This window comes from Agarivorans sp. (genome assembly GCF_050295395.1).
Classification (GTDB): domain Bacteria; phylum Pseudomonadota; class Gammaproteobacteria; order Enterobacterales; family Celerinatantimonadaceae; genus Agarivorans.
In genome coordinates, this window is sequence record NZ_JBNKPP010000101.1 from 29,523 (window position 1) to 48,277 (window position 18,755).

Genomic DNA, 18,755 nt, shown 5'->3' on the forward strand with positions numbered 1-18,755 from the left:
TCATGGCTGATCAATATAATTCAGACTCTATTGAAGTATTAAGTGGTTTAGACCCGGTTAAGCGCCGTCCGGGAATGTATACCGATACCACTCGTCCCAACCACCTCGCTCAAGAGGTTATCGATAACAGTGTTGATGAAGCCTTGGCGGGTTACGCCAGAGCTATTACGGTTACCTTATTTGAAGATCAATCTATTGAAGTAGTTGATGATGGCCGTGGCATGCCCACCGATATTCACCCCGAAGAAAAAGTCAGTGGGGTGGAACTGATTTTTACCCGCCTACATGCTGGCGGTAAGTTTAGTAACGACAACTATCAGTTCTCCGGTGGTCTACACGGGGTGGGGATCTCGGTAGTGAATGCCTTGTCGTCTCGGGTTGAGGTGCAAGTTAAACGCGATAGCCAAGTCTTTGAAATGGCTTTTGAACATGGTGACAAGGTGCAAGAGCTGAGCGTTACTGGCACCGTTGGTAAGCGTAATACCGGTACCCGGGTGCGCTTTTGGCCCACCGCAAGCTATTTTGATAGCCCTAAATTTTCAGTAAGCCGCTTACGTCACTTATTACGCGCTAAGGCGGTATTGTGTCCCGGTCTGAATATTAAATTTGTTGATAAAATCAGCAAAACCAGTGATGAGTGGTACTTCGAAGATGGGCTAAAAGATTATTTAAGCCAATCATTTTCCGACTACCTCAGTTTGCCAGAAGATCCGTTTACCGGCACCTTTGCTAGTAAAGATGAAGCGGTAGACTGGGCCGTGAGTTGGTTACCCGAAGGCGGTGAGAGTATCACCGAGAGTTATGTGAACCTGATCCCCACCGCGCAAGGTGGTACTCATGTGAATGGTTTGCGCCAAGGTTTGCTGGATGCGATGCGTGAGTTTTGCGAGTTTCGTAATATCCTCCCCAGAGGTCTAAAGCTAAGCCCAGATGATGTTTGGGAGCGCTGCTGTTATGTGTTGTCGGTAAAAATGCAGGATCCACAATTTGCCGGACAAACCAAAGAGCGTTTATCGTCGCGTCAGTCGGCAGCCTTTGTTTCAGGTATTGTTAAAGACGCTTTTAGCCTGTGGCTTAATACTCATACCGATCAAGCCGAGTTGCTGGCGGAACTGTTTATTAGTAATGCCCAGCGTCGGCTTCGCTCCAGTAAAAAAATTGCTCGTAAGAAAGTGACTTCTGGCCCTGCGCTGCCGGGTAAGCTCACCGATTGTACCAGCCAAGATCCCATGGCCGGGGAACTGTTTTTAGTGGAAGGGGACTCTGCGGGTGGCAGTGCCAAGCAAGCGAGGGAGCGTGAGTTTCAAGCGGTGATGCCACTGCGCGGAAAAATCCTGAATACTTGGGAAGTGGATGCCAGCGAAGTATTAGGCTCACAAGAAGTCCATGATATTTCAGTGGCGATAGGTATAGACCCAGACAGCAAGGACTTAAGCGGTTTACGTTACGGCAAAATTTGTATTTTGGCCGACGCCGACTCTGATGGTTTGCACATCGCCACCTTGTTGTGTGCCTTATTTATGATGCACTTCAGAACCCTAGTGGAAAATGGCCATATCTATGTTGCGATGCCTCCGTTATATCGTATCGATGTGGGAAAAGACGTCTTTTACGCCCTCGATGAAGATGAAAAGCAGGGCATTTTGGATCGCATTGAAGCAGAGAAAAAGCGCGGTAAAGTGAATGTGCAACGCTTTAAAGGTTTGGGTGAAATGAACCCACTGCAGTTGCGTGAAACCACCATGGATCCAAATACCCGTCGTTTAGTTCAGTTAACCGTGGATGAAGAACAAGCGACCTTGCAGTTAATGGATATGTTGCTGGCTAAGAAACGCGCCTCTGACCGTAAGCAGTGGTTGGAAGCGAAAGGTGATATGGCCTCTGACTTAGTATAGGGAATGGCATGAGTATACGTGATTTTCGATTGGGCCTAACCAGTAAGGCGCTAATACTGCTGTGCGGCGTTTTGCTGATCACGCTGGTGGGCTTAATCGGCTTTAATCACGACAATCTCAAAAGCTTTTTTCTGCAAGGACGCTCTCAAGTTATTGAGAATCAACAATATCAATTACAACGTTATTATCGGGATGTGCGTAGTCGTTTGCAAAGCGTCACGCAGACTCAATCCTATCGTTTTAATCAACTAGATTCCGGACAAACTGAGCAACTAGACGCTATTTTTGATTCTTACTGGCAGGACTTACATTCTAATAGTGAGTTGCCGATCCGTAGCGTCAGTGTGATTGATAGCCAGCAAGGCCTAAAGTACGAGTTTGGTTACATCGCCCACAGTGAGAAAGCGCTGGAGTGGATGCTCTCTGCTGCTGATAATCCAGAGCAAAAATGGTTATTAGACTGTCCCTTAACCTGTCGGCTGATTATGGCTACAGATTTAGAGTTGGCCGATGGCAATGAACATTATCGGATTTTCTATAGTTTGGATTCATTACGCTTATTAGAGCTGTTTCCTGCCAGCCAAAGTAGCCATCACTTCCTGGTTGAGCTAAATAGCGACCAAAGCGTCAGTTTACTTTATGCCGAGTCGGCTTTTAAAACGGCCATTCAAGCCATTGTTAAACAGCTGGTGGCCGAAGATATTGTTAACGGTGTCGAGCAAATGACCGGCCAACTGGGCTTGTTTGAACTACACGCCTTTCGGGTTAATAGCACTAGCCATAGTCGCCCTGTGTATTATGCGGTGATCAATGACATTAGCACTCAGGTTTCGCAATTAAAACGGGCCGATTATAATAATTTTTTGTTTGGTATAGCGGCGTTATTTTTTGCCGGTGCGATAGTGGTATTTGCGCTCAGCCCGCCATTTCGCCGAGTTCGCCGAACCATTGACAATCTGCCGCTGTTAGCGCGCTCATCACATAATCTATTTCGGCGTAACTTAAAGCCCAATAAACGCCGTTTGGTGCAAGATGAGTCCGACGAACTGAACCATGCTTTGGTGCGTCTTTCCTACCAACTAGAGGCCTTAGAACAGCAACTTAAAAGCCGTGCTGAAGAGTTAGAGTGGGTGGCTAACTATGACGGCCTCACCGATTTACCTAATCGGCGCAAATTTGAAAGGATGGTTAATCAGAAGGTTGAACACAAACGGCATGGCTGTTTGCTAATGGTTGATTTAGACAATTTCAAATATGTTAATGACATTAGTGGCCATGGGGCGGGTGATGAAATGCTGCGCCAGGTTTCGTCTAGTTTAGAGAAATTACTGCCTAATAATACTTTGCTTGCACGCATCAGTGGTGATGAGTTTGCCATTTATTTAGAAGGCACCAGTTTGGTTTATGCCGAGGTAGTGGCGCAACGTATTATTAGTATATTGGCTCAGGTGAGTGTACCGGGACATAACATTATTCATACCGCCGCGGCGTGTGTTGGCATTGTGGCATTTCCCGAACATGGCAACAGCTTTGAAGACTTGATGGCCAAAGCCGATATTTGTAATAACCAAGCCAAAGAACAAGGTAAAAACTGCGTGGTGAGCTTTCAAGCTGAAACCGCCGACAGTGAACTGGCAAAGAAACACTACTGGCTAGACCTGGCGCAGAATGCGATTGAGCGTGACAGTTTGGAATTGGTCTACCAGCCGATTATGAATAATAGCCAAAATAAAGTAGAGCACTACGAAGTATTACTGCGAGTACGAGATGAGTTGGGCCAATTACACTCACCTTATCAACTTATTTTAGCGGCCGAAAAGAACGGCCAGATTGATAAAATTGATTTATGGGTGGTTCAACAGGCCTTACAGCAAATGGAAACCAATCTGCGTAATGGCTATAAAGATCGCTTAGCGATAAACTTATCGGCTCGCTCCTTCTGCAGTGAAAAGGTAATTTCGCGGATTGCTCGCGAGTTCGTTAGTCGCAATATTACCGGTGATATGATTATTTTTGAAATTACCGAAACCGCCGCCCTGCCAAATATGAAACAGGCCGAGGAGCACATCTTGCGACTTAAGTCCTTGGGTTGTGCGATTGCCCTCGATGACTTCGGTGTGGGTTATTCATCATTCCACTCGCTTAAACAGCTTCCCTTTGATTTTCTTAAAATTGATGGTTCGTTTGTGCGAGAAATTCTTAACCAGCATCAAGACCGCGTGTTTATTCAAGCACTGGTGGGCATTGCCAACAAACTGGGGCACAAAACAATTGCAGAGTTTGTTGAGTCAGAAGCTCTTAACAACGAATTGATCAGCTTGGGAGTTGATTACTCGCAAGGCTACTACATAGGTAAACCAGCTAGCGCACGCTATTTCTGGCAATTTGACAAAGCTTCAGCTGTGCTGGCTTTGCAAGGAACATAAAAGGTTATTCAAGCATGAGTGATGCGAATGAGCTCAGTCTAGAGGGCGTTGAACGTCTCCCTATGAGTCAGTTTACTGAGCAGGCGTATTTAAACTATTCCATGTACGTGATCATGGATCGCGCTTTGCCACATATTGGCGACGGCTTAAAACCGGTGCAGCGCCGTATTATTTACGCCATGTCAGAGCTAGGCTTATCGGCCAATGCCAAATATAAGAAATCGGCACGTACTGTGGGGGATGTACTGGGTAAGTATCACCCGCATGGCGACTCTGCCTGTTATGAAGCCATGGTATTAATGGCCCAGCCCTTTTCTTATCGCTATCCCCTCGTTGATGGTCAAGGTAACTGGGGGGCGCCGGACGATCCTAAATCTTTTGCAGCGATGCGCTATACCGAAGCCAAGTTGTCGAAGTTTTCGGAAGTTTTATTAAGTGAATTAGGCCAAGGAACCTGTGATTGGGTACCTAATTTTGATGGCACCATGAGCGAACCGAAAATTTTACCGGCGCGTTTACCTCATATATTACTGAACGGCGTTACTGGCATCGCGGTGGGTATGGCTACCGATATTCCTCCTCACAATGTGAGGGAAGTGGCCAACGCTTGTGTGCATCTATTAGATTCGCCCAAGGCTAGTCTTGAAGACTTACTGGGTTATGTTAAGGGGCCAGACTACCCTACTGAAGCGGAAATTATTACTCCGGCTAGAGATATTCGAAAAATTTATGAGACCGGACGCGGCTCAGTAAAAATGCGTGCAGTTTTCCATAGTGAAGAGGGTGAAGTGGTGATTACTGCTTTGCCGCATCAAGTTTCTGGGGCAAAAGTTTTAGAACAAATTGCCGCGCAAATGCAGGCAAAGAAACTGCCGATGGTGGTAGATCTTCGGGATGAATCCGACCATGAGAATCCCACCCGTATAGTGGTGGTGCCACGCTCAAATCGGGTTGATATTGACCAGTTAATGAATCACCTATTCGCTTCTACCGATTTAGAGCGTAACTACCGCGTTAACTTAAATATGCTGGGTTTGGATGGTCGTCCTCAGGTGAAGGGCTTGTTGCAAATCCTGAATGAGTGGCTACGTTATCGTCGTGATGTGGTGCGCCGTCGTTTGCAATACCGTTTAGATAAGGTATTAGCCCGTTTACATATTTTGGATGGTTTATTGATCGCCTTCCTCAATATCGATGAAGTTATTGAAATCATAAGAACTGAAGATGAACCCAAAGCCGCCTTAATGGCTCGTTTTGGTTTATCGGATAAACAGGCTGAAGCCATACTTGAAATCAAGTTACGCCAGTTAGCCAAGCTCGAAGAAATTAAGATCCGTGGCGAGCAAGCCGAATTAGCCGAGGAAAGAGATAAACTCGAAAAGCTATTAGGTAGTGAGCGACGCATGAACACCTTGCTTAAGAAAGAGCTACTAGCCGATGCTGAAAAGTATGGTGATGAGCGCCGTTCACCTTTGGTTGAGCGTTCAGAAGCGAAAGCCTTGAGTGAAAAAGAGCTAATGCCTAATGAAGCCATCACCGTGGTGTTATCGGAGAAAGGCTGGGCGCGTGCGGCTAAAGGCCATGATGTTGATGCTCAAGGCTTAAGCTACAAGGCGGGGGATAAGTTCTTAGCCAGCGCTAATGGCCGCAGTAATCAGCAGGCTGTGTTTATTGATACCGCAGGGCGCAGCTACTCGCTAGACTCGCACACCCTGCCGTCGGCGCGTAGTCAGGGAGAGCCTCTGACTGGGCGCTTTAATCCTGCTCCTGGCGAGATGTTTGCCCATGTGGTGATGAACGACGATGAACAGCGTTACTTAATTGCATCAGATGCGGGTTATGGCTTCATCGGTAAATATGCCGATATGCTGAGCAAGAACAAAAACGGTAAAGCCTATTTGAACTTGCCCGCTGGCAGTAAGGTATTGGCACCGATTAAGGTGAACGATTACCAAAGTGATAGTTGTTTGGCGATATCCAACGAAGGGCGAATGTTGGTCTTTCCTCTTACTAGCTTGCCAGAGTTGGCTAAGGGTAAAGGGAATAAGTTGATTAGTATTCCTAGCGCACGAGTGAAAAATCGTGAGGAGTACGTCACCTTGTTGAATGTGGTGCCAGCCGATGCTGCCGTTACCCTGTATGCGGGTAAGCGTAAACTCACCTTGAAGCCGAGTGACTTAGATCATTATCGTGGTGAGCGAGGACGGCGCGGCAATAAATTACCACGCGGCTTGCAAAGAGTAGATGCGGTTGAAGTGGAAACGCTCAATGATGCCAATGATGATATTCAGCCAGATGAAGCTTAGTTTAAGTTTTTCGGCTTACACTTGTTCACCTAATTGACAGCGCGTATACTGCGTGCTCATTTATTGGGGGTGACATGTTAGCCGTAATTCGAATTGTGTTTATCACTGTGTTGATGCTGAGCGCATTTCCATTTGTGATCCTATATTGTTTGACCAGACCACGTCATCCAGACTTGGTACACCAAATTGGTGTGCTGATTGCTAAATGTGGTTACTTTGTGGGTATCGATGTCGAAGTTCGTCATCAAAGTCAAAACTTGCCGGATAAAGCGGTTTGGATTGCTAATCACCAAAATAGCTACGACATGTTTACCTTACCCTTTGCATTGCGCAAAGGAGTGGTGTCTATCGGCAAGAAAAGTTTGGCTAAAATTCCTTTTTTTGGGCAGATTTATTGGATTACCGGCAATATTCTGATTGACCGAGATCGCCGTAATAAGGCGGCCGATACCATTAAACAGGCGGCTTCAGCGATAGACCAACGCCACTTGTCGGTGTGGATGTTCCCCGAAGGGACGCGTAGTTACGGCCGTGGCCTACAGGCTTTTAAAACCGGGGCTTTTCACTTAGCCATGCAAGCTAAGGTGCCGGTACTTCCTATTTGCTGTTCTTCTACACATGGGCAAATTAAGCTGAATCGTTGGAAAAACGGTAAGGTAATTGTGGAGGTAGGAAAACCGATTGACGTTGGTTTGTGGAAAGACAATTTACGTACTGAAATTCGCCACTTACACGATACTATGGAACAACGCATCTATGAGCTAACCATGGAAGCACGCGGCGAAGCCGCGGATTACCAAAGTGTGCATCAGCAACAAGCAAACAAACATTAACTGAATCTTGGAAAAGACTATGAGCCTTCAACAAGTCATTGCCGATTGGCAGGAAGAAACAGATTTTATCATTCAAGAGTTACTAGCCGACGGTAGTGATCCCGATGCGGAATACACCATTGAGCATCATCTGGCTAGCCAAGACTTCAAAGTATTGGAAAAGGCGGCGGTGGATGTATTTAAGGCTGGTTTTGAAGTGAGTGATGCCGAAGAAGCTGAATTAGAAGATGGAACCCAGTTGTGGTGTTTCGATGTCATCGTTGAAGCGCCTTTAGCTGCCGATGGTATCAAGCGAGACATTGAAACCTTGGCTAAAATTGCTGATAAACATCAGGTTATCTATGATGGCTGGGGTACTTATTTTGAGTCAGGCGAAGAGTCTAACAATTAGTTATCAACTAGTTATAAATTAGTCATCAATTGGTTGTGAAATAACAAATTAAACGACGCTTTAGCGTCGTTTTTTACTACAATGACGAGAGAACAATCGCTATAGGAGTGGCGGTGAAAACAGTCTTATTTTTTTTGCTTAGTGTTTGCTGTGGTAGCGTGCTTGCGCAAACCAGTTTGAAAACGGCTAATGCCCATTGGCCGCCTTGGCGTATGGAACGAGCCGATGGTAGTTTATACGGCTTAGAGATAGATTTGCTGGAGCAATTGGGTGCGCGGCTAAATTTGACGCTGGAAACTAAAAATTGCGGTTGGAAGCGCTGTCTTAAACACATGCAACTTGGTGAAAGCGACGTCATGACGGGCTTATACCGTAATGCCGAGCGTGAACGTTACATGATTTTTGTTGAGCCGCCATATCGAACCCAACAACACCACTGTTTTTATCTAAATAAAAACCATTCTGTTAAGTTGACCGATTATCAGGACCTTTATGCCCTTAAGGTAGGGGTACAGAGTGACGTTGTGTATTTTAGTCCGTTTGATGACGATCTGCGTGTGGATAAGCATTATGCGATTGATGACCAAGCTTTATTTCGCTTATTGCGTGGTGGTCGGGTTGATACGGTGCTGATGTCCTGCGCGGAAGGAGATGCCTATTTACAGCGTGCTGGTTTGTTCCTGTATTTTAACCATGCCGAGTACGTGCATAGTACCGAGCGCCCAGTCTACCTTGCAGTATCTAAACAATCCCCATTAGCTGGGCGTATGGAAGAGCTGTCTAGTGCCTTAAAGGCGATTATTGACGGTGGAGAATTAGCCGCATTATTTACCAAATATCAAATTAAGAAGCGTGATTAACACGCTTCTATGGGGTTTTATAGCAAGCCATTGACCAGGCCAAATAGGCCGCCAAATACGCCACCCCAAATGACTAACCACCCTAGATGTTGGCGGATCATTTGCTGAATAATTTGCTTAACTAATTGTGGGGTTAATTCAGCCAGGCGCTGCTCGATAATTACGGTGATTTTTTGCTGTACATCCCCTAGGTGCTCAGGTTGTTCCAACTCTTCGCGCAGCGCTTCACTAAACTGTTCATCTTGGCTGATTTCAATCACTGCGTTTTTTAGCTTTTCAACAAAGGGCTGTTCTAAGGGGGTAAGCGCTTCCTTACCTCCAAACATGGCTAACATGCCGCCAAAAGATGAGTTCTCGATGGTCTCAACCAGAGCGTGATAGGCCGGGCTGAAGTCGGTTTTATCGATGACCGGACGCAAATCCAGTTGTACCGCTTTACCACTGGCATCGGAAAGAAAACGGTCGATGTTTTCGGCGGTGAAAAACTGGGTCAACATCAGTTGTTTAATACCCTGTCTAAAGTCATCAAAGCGTGCCGCAATCACGCCTGAGCCGTATAAGCCGGGAACCTTTTCAAATAGCATATGAATGGCTATCCAATTGGTTGCCGCGCCGGAGAGAGCGAACAAGCCGATCGAAAAGACCAAGCTTTGCTCAGCAAAGTAGCCATAGCCTACCAGAGCTAGGGCGATGAGGTTGGTGACTAAACTTTTATTCATATTTTCATTTCCACAAACAAAAAAGTCCCCCAGTGGAGGACTTGATGATGTTGCTCTAATTACAGTGCTGCAATGGTCGCTTGTTGTTCAACAAGTTTAGCTTTAGTGGCTTCCATTTCTTGCTGCTTGGCTTGTTCTTTGGCAATCACTTGCGCTGGCGCATTAGCCACAAATTTTTGGTTGGACAGTTTACCCGTTACTTTACTTAGCTCTTTCTCAAGCTTTTCTAGCTGTTTGGCAATACGGCTCAATTCGGCTTCTTTGTCGATCAGGCCCGCCATAGGAATAAGAATTTCCATACCACCTAAAATCGCTGTGGCAGAGGCTGGCGCTTGTTCACCGTCTGCTAGCGGCTGAGTGCTTTCCAGTTTAGCTAACGAGGCTAAGAAAGGCGCGTTGTCGCTTAAGCGTCGCAAATCTTCATTTGATGCGTTTTTCAGTAATACATTCAGCGGTTTATTTGGGCTAATGTCCATTTCACCACGAATGTTACGGATCGCTATAATAAAGTGCTTGAGCCATTCCAAGTCAGCCACGGCAGCTTGGTCGATACGGCTGGCGTCGTACTCAGGGAAGCTTTGCAACATGATGCTATCAGTTGCGTTAGCTTTACCGGTTAACGGAGCCACCTGACGCCAGATAGTTTCGGTGATGTAGGGCGTGATTGGGTGCATTAAGCGCAGCAAGCTTTCCAATACTTTTAATAAGGTAAAGCGTGTACCACGTTGTTGTGCTTCTGTGCCTTTAAACAATACCGGTTTAGTTAACTCTAAGTACCAGCCACAGAATTGGTTCCAAGTGAAATCGTAAATATGCTGGGCGGCAATATCAAAGCGGAAGCTGTCTAAGGCTTCACGGTAAGCTTTAATGGTTTGTTGGTATTGGCCTTCAATCCAGCGGTCGGCTAGAGAGAATTCCATTTCGCCACCGTCTTTACCGCAGTCTTGCTCTTGGGTGTTCATTAATACGTAACGGCTGGCATTCCACAGCTTGTTACAGAAGTTACGGTAACCTTCTAAACGATTCATATCCCAGTTGATGTCACGGCCGGTAGTGGCCATGGCTGCGAGGGTGAAACGCAGAGCATCGGTACCGTGGGCTTCGATGCCATTTTCAAAGGTTTTACGGGTATCTTTCTCAATTTTCTTAGCCAATTGCGGCTGCATCATGTTGCCACAGCGCTTGGCTACTAGGCTTTCTAAATCAATGCCATCGATCATGTCTAAAGGATCCAGCACATTACCTTTAGATTTAGACATCTTATCGCCATTTTCATCACGAATAAGGCCGGTCACATATACCGTTTTAAATGGCACTTGTGGCTGGTTATTTTCATCTTTAATGAAGTACATGGTCATCATGATCATTCTGGCTACCCAGAAGAAAATGATATCGAAACCGGTAACCAATACATCACTCGGGTGGAAGGTGGCTAAGTTTTCAGTTTTCTCTGGCCAACCTTGAGTGGCGAAGGTCCATAAACCGGAAGAGAACCACGTATCTAGCACGTCTTCGTCTCGAGTTAAGCTTAGCTCGTCGCCCAAGTTGTGTTTGGCACGCACTTCGGCTTCGTTACGGCCAACGTAAACCTTGCCTTCTGCGTCATACCAAGCGGGAATACGATGGCCCCACCATAATTGGCGAGAAATACACCAGTCTTGAATATCGCGCATCCAAGAGAAATACATGTTCTCGTATTGCTGCGGGACAAATTTTATATCGCCGTTTTCAACCGCTTCGGTGGCCGTTTTAGCCAAAGGTGCAGCGCGAACATACCATTGGTCGGTTAACATTGGCTCAATCACCACGCCACCACGATCACCGTAAGGTACGGTATTATTGTGCTCGGCGACTTCTTCAAGCAGACCTAGCTCATCAAATTTAGCCACAATCGCTTTACGTGCTTCAAAGCGCTCTAAACCTTGATACTCTTGGGGAATGGCTGTTGAATAAACATCAGATGGCTCACCATTGCTGGTGAACACTTCAGCGGCCTCACGAATGTCAGCATTCAGGGTAAGAATGTTGATCATCGGTAGCTGGTGGCGTTTACCTACTTCACAGTCGTTAAAGTCGTGAGCGGGAGTTATTTTCACACAGCCAGTGCCTTTTTCCATGTCGGCGTGCTCGTCTCCAACAATCGGAATACGGCGACCCACTAAAGGCAGCTCAATAAATTTGCCAATGAGGCTGTTGTAGCGAGGATCTTCAGGGTTAACCGCTACCCCAGTATCACCTAACATGGTTTCTGGGCGAGTCGTGGCTACCACTAAGTAATCTTTACCTTCGCTGGTGGTCTCGCCATCGGCTAGTGGGTAGCGCAGGTGCCACATGAAGCCTTTTTGCTCGCGGTTTTCCACTTCTAAATCGGAAATCGCGGTGTGCAGTTTAGGATCCCAGTTTACCAAGCGTTTACCACGGTAGATAAGGTCGTCTTCGTAGAGGCGAACAAAGGCTTCCTCGACTGCTTTTGACATGCCTTCATCCATGGTGAAGCGTTCGCGTTCCCAGTCTACCGAGGCGCCCAAACGACGTAACTGCTTGGTAATAGTGCCGCCAGACTCTGCCTTCCAATCCCAGATTTTGTCGATGAAGGCATCACGTCCGTAGTCGTGTTTAGTTTTACCTTCTTCGGCTGCAATTTTACGCTCAACCACCATTTGGGTAGCAATCCCCGCGTGGTCGGTACCAACTTGCCATAGGGTGTTCTTACCCTGCATCCGTTGGTAACGAATTAAGGTATCCATAATGGTGTCTTGGAATGCATGTCCCATATGCAAGCTGCCAGTCACGTTTGGCGGCGGGATCATGATGCTATAAGCCGATTTTGAGCTATCGCCGTTTGGCTTAAAGTAGCCCTGTTGTTCCCATTCTTGATAGAGCGACTGTTCGATAGCGCTTGGGTTGTAGGTCTTTTCCATTGGATGTTTTGACTCTATATAATTTCTGGGTTTGTGTATGCTGCGGTGTCTAACTGTAGACCCAGTTGGCGATACACTCGATAACGTTCTCTTGCCGCAGCTTTACCGGTTTCATCTGCTGGCACAAAATCAATAATATGTTGAAAATTTCTGGCAAAATCGGGCACGCTGTTGGTGAGATTCACCAAGCACTGGCGACGTTGCCTTGGTGCCTGCCAAGTTATTTCTACAGGCGCCCCCCCTTGAGGGCCTTCACCACTGAGATTGTGCGGCACAAATTGCTCTGGCTCAAATTGCCACAACAGTTCGTCAAGCCGCTCGGCGTGCTGCTTTGATGAGGTATATACCAATATGCGCTCACCCACTCGATAGTATTGCGCCAATATTTGGCAGGCGATGCTATCGAGCGCTTCGCTGTCAGTGGTGACCGAATCGGGCATGATATAAAATTTCGCTTTCATACGCTAGAGAGTACTCGTTTGAAATAAGCTCGGCAATCAAACTTAGCGCCCTAAAAGAGCGGCTAGAAAAGCAAAATAGGGAGCCATTGCTCCCTATTTTAAGCTTTGCGTAAACGGCTATTCTTCGACTTCTTGACCTGTTTTAGTGATTAAGAACTGGGTCAACAGTGGCACAGGACGACCAGTGGCACCTTTCTCGCCACCTGTCTTCCAAGCTGTACCGGCAATATCGAGGTGAGCCCAAGTATATTTCTTGGCGAAGCGCGATAAGAAACAGGCGGCGGTAATTGAGCCTGCGGTTTTACCACCGATGTTGGCCATGTCAGCAAAGTTGCTGGCTAATTGCTCTTGATATTCATCGCCTAGTGGTAAGCGCCAAGTTTTATCGCCACTTTGTTCTGCACAGTTTAGGATATCGTGAGCAAGAGGATTGTGTGGTGTCATTAAGCCGGTGGTATGGTGGCCAAGGGCAATCACACAGGCGCCAGTTAGGGTGGCTACATCAATCACCAACTCTGGTTCGTAGCGCTCTACATAGGTGAGTACGTCACACAATACCATGCGCCCTTCGGCGTCGGTATTAAGCACTTCTACGGTAAGGCCTGACATGGTGGTAATCACATCACCGGGGCGATAAGCGTTACCTCCTGGCATGTTTTCACAACCCGCTAGTATTCCGGTTACTTTCAACGGCAGCTGTAGCTCGGCAAGTGCCTTCATGGTGCCATAAACGCTAGCAGCGCCGCCCATGTCGTATTTCATTTCATCCATGCCAGCACCGGGTTTTAATGAGATACCGCCGGAATCAAAGGTGAGGCCTTTACCCACTAATACGATAGGTTTTTGCTCTTCGCAACCAGGGGCGCAGTACTCAATGATGCTCATAATTGACTCATTTTCAGAGCCGCGACCTACAGCCAAGTAGGAGTTCATATTGAGTTCTGCCATTTCGGCTTCGCCGAGAGTGCTGACTTTAATATTGTCGTAGTTGTTTTCTAGCTGTTTGGCTTGTTCGGCCAAGTAAGCAGGATTACAAATATTGGGGGGTAGGTTGGCTAAATCTTTAGCGTCTTTTACACCATGTGAAACGGCTAAACCGTGTTGTACTGCGCTTTCGCCAATCGCCAACTCGCGGCGGGTAGGTACGTTGAAGACGATTTTACGTAGCGGACGACGAGTCTCTTCACGGTTGCTCTTTAATTGATCGAAGCTGTAGAGCGTTTCTTGGGTTGTTTCTACCGCTTGACGAACTTTCCAGTAGGTATTGCGTGATTTAACGTGTAACTCAGGTAAGAAACAAACCGCTTCCATAGAGCCTGTTTCATTTAGTGTATTAATGGTTTTGGTAATAATTTGGCGGTATTGGCGTTCATTTAGTTCGCGCTCTTTGCCACAACCCACTAATAGTACGCGTTCGCTAAGTACGTTGGGTACATGATGTAATAGCAAGACCTGACCCGCTTTACCTTCTAAGTCTCCACGACGCAGCAGTGCACTGATGTAGCCGTCACTAATTTTATCTAGTTGTTCGGCAACTGGGGATAAGCGACGTGGTTCGTACACACCAACAACTATACACGCACTACGTTGCTTCTCCGGACTACCGCTTTTTACGCTAAACTCCATGAATACTCCTACAATCACCAAAACTGGGTTAAGATAGATAACCTACCAGTTTCAACGGAATGACCATTTCTGGCTACTGTTTAAATAAATATGAGCTATACAGGCTCATATTGCTATGTGAAACTGTTAAAAATAGAAAGTTTATCTGAATTATTTGCTATTACCAGCAAAGTTCTACGTTTGAAGTGAATGACTGAGTGCTAATATTCCGTTACTTGTTTAAAGAAACAGCAAAAACACAACTCGCAGTGTTGGCCGTTTTGCTGTTGATCTTTACCTCGCAAAAATTTGTCCGAGTGCTGGCTCAGGCTGCCGAAGGCAACATTGCAGGTGAGATTATTGCGAAAGTCATGTTGTTAAACATGCCTGCCTTTATGATTCTAATTCTACCAATTAGCATGTTTATCGGTGTTTTAGTGGCTCATGGCCGTTTATATGCCGATAGTGAGATGGTGGTATTGCAAGCTTGTGGCTACAGTACCGCTCAATTGTTAAGAGATACCATGATTTTGGGGCTGATTTCGACCCTTGCTGCCGGATTTAATACCTTATATTTGAGCCCTTATACCAATGATTTAGAGCAAAAATTGTTTGACCAAATGGATGCCGAAGCGGGTATTTCGGTGTTGGTGCAGGGGCGTTTTGAATCTTTAGGTGGTGGAGTGGTGACCTTTGTTGAACAAATTGAGAACAAAGGTCAGCACTTAGAGAAGGTATTTGTTGCACATACTCCGCGTGGTGACGACGATACTCGTCCTTCGGTGGTGATGGCCAAAGAAGGTGGGATTGAGAGGCGCGCCGATGGTTCGCAGTGGATGGTGCTAAAAGACGGTAAACGTTATGAGCAAGCTCCGGACCAACTAGACTTCAATATTTTGCATTTTGAGCGCTATAAAGTGTATTTGCGCGAACAGCAAAGTAATCCCTCGCAGCAGCGTTTATATTCTATGCCGACAGCCCAGTTATGGGGCTCTCAAGAGTTAAACCAGATTGCTGAGCTGCAATGGCGCTTGTCTTTACCGCTGACTATTCCCATTTTGACCTTTATGGTGGTGCCGTTAGCGGCGGTGAATCCAAGGCAAGGGCGTTACGCCAAGTTGTTGCCAGCTATTTTACTCTATTTAAGTTATTACCTGATGCTGAGTGCCGCTCGAAGCGCCTTAGAAGATGGCAAATTGGCACCAGAGATCGGACTTTGGTCGGTGCATGCTCTGATGCTGTTGATTGCTATGAGCTACTTGTTTATACGAAGTGAATACTACTTAAAGCTGCGCGGAAAAATTAAAGGACAGGCCTGTGTTTCGAATTCTTGATTGGTATGTTGGCCGTACCATTATTATGTCTAGCATGCTGGTGTTAGTCACTCTACAAAGCTTGAGTATGATTGTTAAGTTCGTTGAACAGCTGGGCAGCGTAGGGCAAGGAGATTATCAAATTGCCGATGCTCTTTGGTATGTTTTGCTGAGTGTGCCGCGCGAGCTGGAAATGTTCTTCCCCATGGCTGCTTTGTTAGGCTCCTTGATTGGCTTAGGCTCATTAGCTAGTACCAGTGAGTTGGTAGTGATGCAAAGCTCGGGGCTTTCTCGTTTTAATATTGCCGTGGCGGTGCTGAAAACCGCAGTGCCAATGATGCTAGTGATGATGTTATTAGGTGAATATGTTGCACCTCAGTCGGATTTGGCGGCGAAACAATTGCGTTCTAGCAAGATATCTGGTGGTGCCATGGTGGCGGTACAGCGTGGTGTTTGGGCTAAAGATGGTGAAAGCTTCGTGAATATTGGTGAAGTGCAGGAAAGCCAAACGCTGTTCGATATTACCATTTATCGCTTTAATGCCTTGGGAGAGCTATACCAGCAAATCGAGGGCGTTAAGGCCAACTATCAGCAAGATCATTGGTTAATCGAAACCGGTCGTGTACTGGATTTTAGTGATGAGCAAGTGCAACAAACACCGATCCAGGATTACCCCTGGGTCAGCACTTTAACCCCCGATAAATTGGGCGTGGTAACGGTAAAACCGCATGACTTGTCAATTTCTGGTATGTTCTCTTACATATCCTACCTGCAGCAAAACAGCCAAGATCCTTCGCGTTATCAGCTAGCTTTGGCGCGTAAGCTCATGATGCCAATACTAACGGGCATTATGATGCTGCTGGCTCTGTCATTTGTATTTGGCCCCTTACGCAGTTCCAGCATGGGAGCCAAGATTATGCTGGGAGTGGTGGCAGGCTTCAGTTACTACATTCTTGATCAGGTCTTGGGCTCGATGAGCTTGGTATATGGGGTGCCACCCTATTTGAGCGCAGCCATTCCCAGCATTTTGGTACTGGGTATCGCCTTCTACTTGATTAATCGTCGGGTGTGATCACTTTGCTTTTTAGGGCAAAGCTGTTATTTGCCTCTTGCCCTAAGGGTGTTGCCGCTAGACAGTATTTTTGAGCTAAGCTATCGACGCTTGGTTGTTACTTTTTAGCTAAGGTCACCACTTGGCATTTGCCCCAAATGTCTTGAAAGGCGGTATTATCTTTGGTCAGCAGTACCATTAAGTTACCCAAACCTAAGGCTGCGGTGAATAAGCGGATTAGCGCCTGAGTGTAACTAATGTTAGAGCCGTCGTAGTTTTGCACGCGTAAGCGCCAAGCCCGCATGCCAATGGTTTGGCCATGGTTATGCCAAAACCAAACGTAGAACAAAATGATGCTGCCCCATACTAAGCCCTGAAACCAAATTTGTGCCACTAAGTAACTAGAATGCTCCATGCCTTCGGGAAGTTTGAGCAAGCCTATGCTATTGCTTACTGCGACCAACGCGAGGCATAACATACTGACTACCATCGCAATGGCAACGGTCATTAGGCTATCGTAAATAAAAGCGCCAAGACGACGAAAAAAACCAGCGCCACGTTGTGGGCTGACTGCGGTGGTTTGACTCATTAGTGCTTGTCTCCAAAAAATTTGTTATATGGTAACAAAATGGATTTGTTTGAGCTTAATCTAGGTTCGATTTTGCCGCAAAATATAGGATTAATTGCCCGCTCGCGCAATTCTTAAACACTTAGTCTGCTTTAGCAAAAAAAGCACTTGCCAATCTAAAAACGCGCCTTATAATGCCAATCACTCGCTAAGGCGAGGCACAAAGCCAGAGTGATGAAATTGGTAGACATAGGGGATTCAAAATCCCCCGTTCGCGAGAACGTGGCGGTTCGAGTCCGCCCGCTGGTACCATCTTTTTTATTTCTAGATCCAACAGATTATTTACGATTTGATATTTCGATTGATACCTTGGGATGCACTGGGGATACAAGCTGAAGTAATTTTAAAAACTCCGAGTAATCACATCGAGCTGGAACCCGCCCTGAAGATCACTTAACTCTCGGACTATAATAAATATTTGCCTATTTCGGCTGTTTTTATATCTATTAACACCCGCTGTTCAAGATACACTCTTTTTCTACTCATATCCCGACGGCTCCATAAGCTCATTTCGTAAAGATCCAGCAAGTTTATAACTATTACGCTTGTCGGTTTCGAGTACTCCAACGGTATATAACCCCTTTAGTATCTGCCTAATAACATCAATTCCCAAGCCATAATCAGCCGCTTTGATTCTACGCAACACGGGAGGTGTATTGCCTTTCAATATGTCATAAATCAATCGAGCTTTCATCTGTTGTGTTTCTACATCATTATTTTCGCCATCTCCCACCCCCAATTCGCCCCCGGAAGGATCTAAGGGGTATTTAACAGCTGAATCCAATTTAAAAGCATGTAGCAGACTGATCATTCCCAAGGTGCCAACCTCCAGCAACATGCTTAGCAAGCCATAACCGACAGCCCTGGTAACTTTACTGCTAACATTTAATATCTGGCTAATTTCATTAAAAAACTTGGTAGTGGGAACATGCTGAACCGCCACATCCAGCCCTATCCCGGAGGAACTTTCTGTCAATTCGGTTAATTTGGCTTTAAGGTCCGCGAGTTTTTCAATAGTAACTTCTCCCTGCTTCCACTGGCTGTGATATGAACTACTTAGCCGTTTTTCAAGCAATCGTTCATGAAAAGCAACCTCCTGTTTGATGCCATCTATCTTCTGCTGCAAAGCAACATACGGTGCAGACTGGATTTGTGATTCACGTAACAGATTGTACTCAGAAGAAACGAGGAAGGCACAGCTTGCCAACCATGAAAATCCCATAAGTACCAAACTGAGAAACCCGTAATAATGGCTGCGCTTACGCTGAGCCCAAAATAGATACTTGCCAATATCAATGCAACAGCCAATAAGAACAAACAGCACCGCTAAAAATACCATTTTCCCC

At 46.2% G+C, this 18,755-nt stretch carries 14 protein-coding genes and 1 tRNA gene; 9 read left to right on the forward strand and 6 right to left on the reverse strand.

Annotated features, from left to right (window positions below):
* Positions 1-2: 2 nt before the first annotated feature.
* The 6 genes from parE (at position 3) to ACQY6Q_RS06305 (ending at position 8,711) form a co-directional block, all read left to right on the forward strand.
* Complete coding sequence (parE, locus tag ACQY6Q_RS06280; RefSeq protein ID WP_427979193.1) at positions 3-1,895, forward strand: DNA topoisomerase IV subunit B; 1,893 nt, start codon at positions 3-5, stop codon at positions 1,893-1,895.
* Positions 1,896-1,903: 8 nt separating this feature from the next.
* Positions 1,904-4,321 carry a putative bifunctional diguanylate cyclase/phosphodiesterase gene (locus ACQY6Q_RS06285; RefSeq protein WP_427979196.1) on the forward strand — a complete coding sequence of 806 codons (2,418 nt, stop codon included), beginning with the start codon at positions 1,904-1,906 and terminating at the stop codon, positions 4,319-4,321.
* A 14-nt stretch (positions 4,322-4,335) separates the two neighbouring features.
* Positions 4,336-6,627, forward strand: coding sequence for a DNA topoisomerase IV subunit A (gene parC / locus ACQY6Q_RS06290; RefSeq protein WP_427979198.1), 2,292 nt, complete (start codon positions 4,336-4,338; stop codon positions 6,625-6,627).
* A gap of 74 nt (positions 6,628-6,701) precedes the next feature.
* Positions 6,702-7,460 (forward strand): 1-acylglycerol-3-phosphate O-acyltransferase, encoded by a 759-nt coding sequence (locus ACQY6Q_RS06295; protein WP_427979200.1) that lies wholly within the window; start codon positions 6,702-6,704, stop codon positions 7,458-7,460.
* A 19-nt stretch (positions 7,461-7,479) separates the two neighbouring features.
* Positions 7,480-7,851 carry a ribonuclease E inhibitor RraB gene (gene rraB, locus ACQY6Q_RS06300; protein ID WP_427979202.1) on the forward strand — a complete coding sequence of 124 codons (372 nt, stop codon included), beginning with the start codon at positions 7,480-7,482 and terminating at the stop codon, positions 7,849-7,851.
* 113 nt (positions 7,852-7,964) lie between these two features.
* A complete protein-coding gene (locus tag ACQY6Q_RS06305) occupies positions 7,965-8,711 on the forward strand; it encodes a substrate-binding periplasmic protein (protein ID WP_427979205.1) in 747 nt (248 codons plus the stop codon).
* A gap of 17 nt (positions 8,712-8,728) precedes the next feature.
* On the opposite strand, the gene ACQY6Q_RS06310 is transcribed toward ACQY6Q_RS06305, so the two are convergent.
* From ACQY6Q_RS06310 to pepA, 4 genes are all read right to left on the reverse strand, one after another.
* Positions 8,729-9,430 carry a DUF445 domain-containing protein gene (locus ACQY6Q_RS06310; RefSeq protein WP_427979207.1) on the reverse strand — a complete coding sequence of 234 codons (702 nt, stop codon included), beginning with the start codon at positions 9,428-9,430 and terminating at the stop codon, positions 8,729-8,731.
* Positions 9,431-9,489: 59 nt separating this feature from the next.
* The gene (locus ACQY6Q_RS06315; protein WP_427979210.1) at positions 9,490-12,351 is read right to left on the reverse strand and encodes a valine--tRNA ligase; all 2,862 of its coding nucleotides are present in this window, start codon (positions 12,349-12,351) and stop codon (positions 9,490-9,492) included.
* A gap of 14 nt (positions 12,352-12,365) precedes the next feature.
* Complete coding sequence (locus ACQY6Q_RS06320) at positions 12,366-12,812, reverse strand: DNA polymerase III subunit chi (protein ID WP_427979213.1); 447 nt, start codon at positions 12,810-12,812, stop codon at positions 12,366-12,368.
* Between the two features lie 117 nt (positions 12,813-12,929).
* Positions 12,930-14,438 (reverse strand): leucyl aminopeptidase, encoded by a 1,509-nt coding sequence (gene pepA, locus ACQY6Q_RS06325; protein WP_427979215.1) that lies wholly within the window; start codon positions 14,436-14,438, stop codon positions 12,930-12,932.
* A gap of 197 nt (positions 14,439-14,635) precedes the next feature.
* On the opposite strand from pepA, the gene lptF reads away from it, so the two are divergent.
* Both lptF and lptG read left to right on the forward strand, forming a co-directional pair.
* A complete protein-coding gene (gene lptF / locus ACQY6Q_RS06330; RefSeq protein WP_427979217.1) occupies positions 14,636-15,751 on the forward strand; it encodes an LPS export ABC transporter permease LptF in 1,116 nt (371 codons plus the stop codon).
* Positions 15,735-16,802, forward strand: coding sequence for an LPS export ABC transporter permease LptG (gene lptG, locus ACQY6Q_RS06335; RefSeq protein WP_427979220.1), 1,068 nt, complete (start codon positions 15,735-15,737; stop codon positions 16,800-16,802). Before lptF ends, lptG begins: the two co-directional genes overlap by 17 nt.
* A 97-nt stretch (positions 16,803-16,899) precedes the next feature.
* On the opposite strand, the gene ACQY6Q_RS06340 is transcribed toward lptG, so the two are convergent.
* Positions 16,900-17,370, reverse strand: coding sequence for an RDD family protein (locus ACQY6Q_RS06340; RefSeq protein ID WP_055734250.1), 471 nt, complete (start codon positions 17,368-17,370; stop codon positions 16,900-16,902).
* A 204-nt stretch (positions 17,371-17,574) separates the two neighbouring features.
* Between ACQY6Q_RS06340 and ACQY6Q_RS06345 the strand changes: the two genes are divergently transcribed.
* Positions 17,575-17,661: transfer RNA gene (locus ACQY6Q_RS06345), tRNA-Leu, on the forward strand.
* 226 nt (positions 17,662-17,887) lie between these two features.
* Here the strand turns inward: ACQY6Q_RS06345 and ACQY6Q_RS06350 are convergent.
* Positions 17,888-18,755 (reverse strand): hypothetical protein (locus ACQY6Q_RS06350; RefSeq protein ID WP_427979223.1); only part of this gene is annotated, 868 nt, incomplete at its 5' end.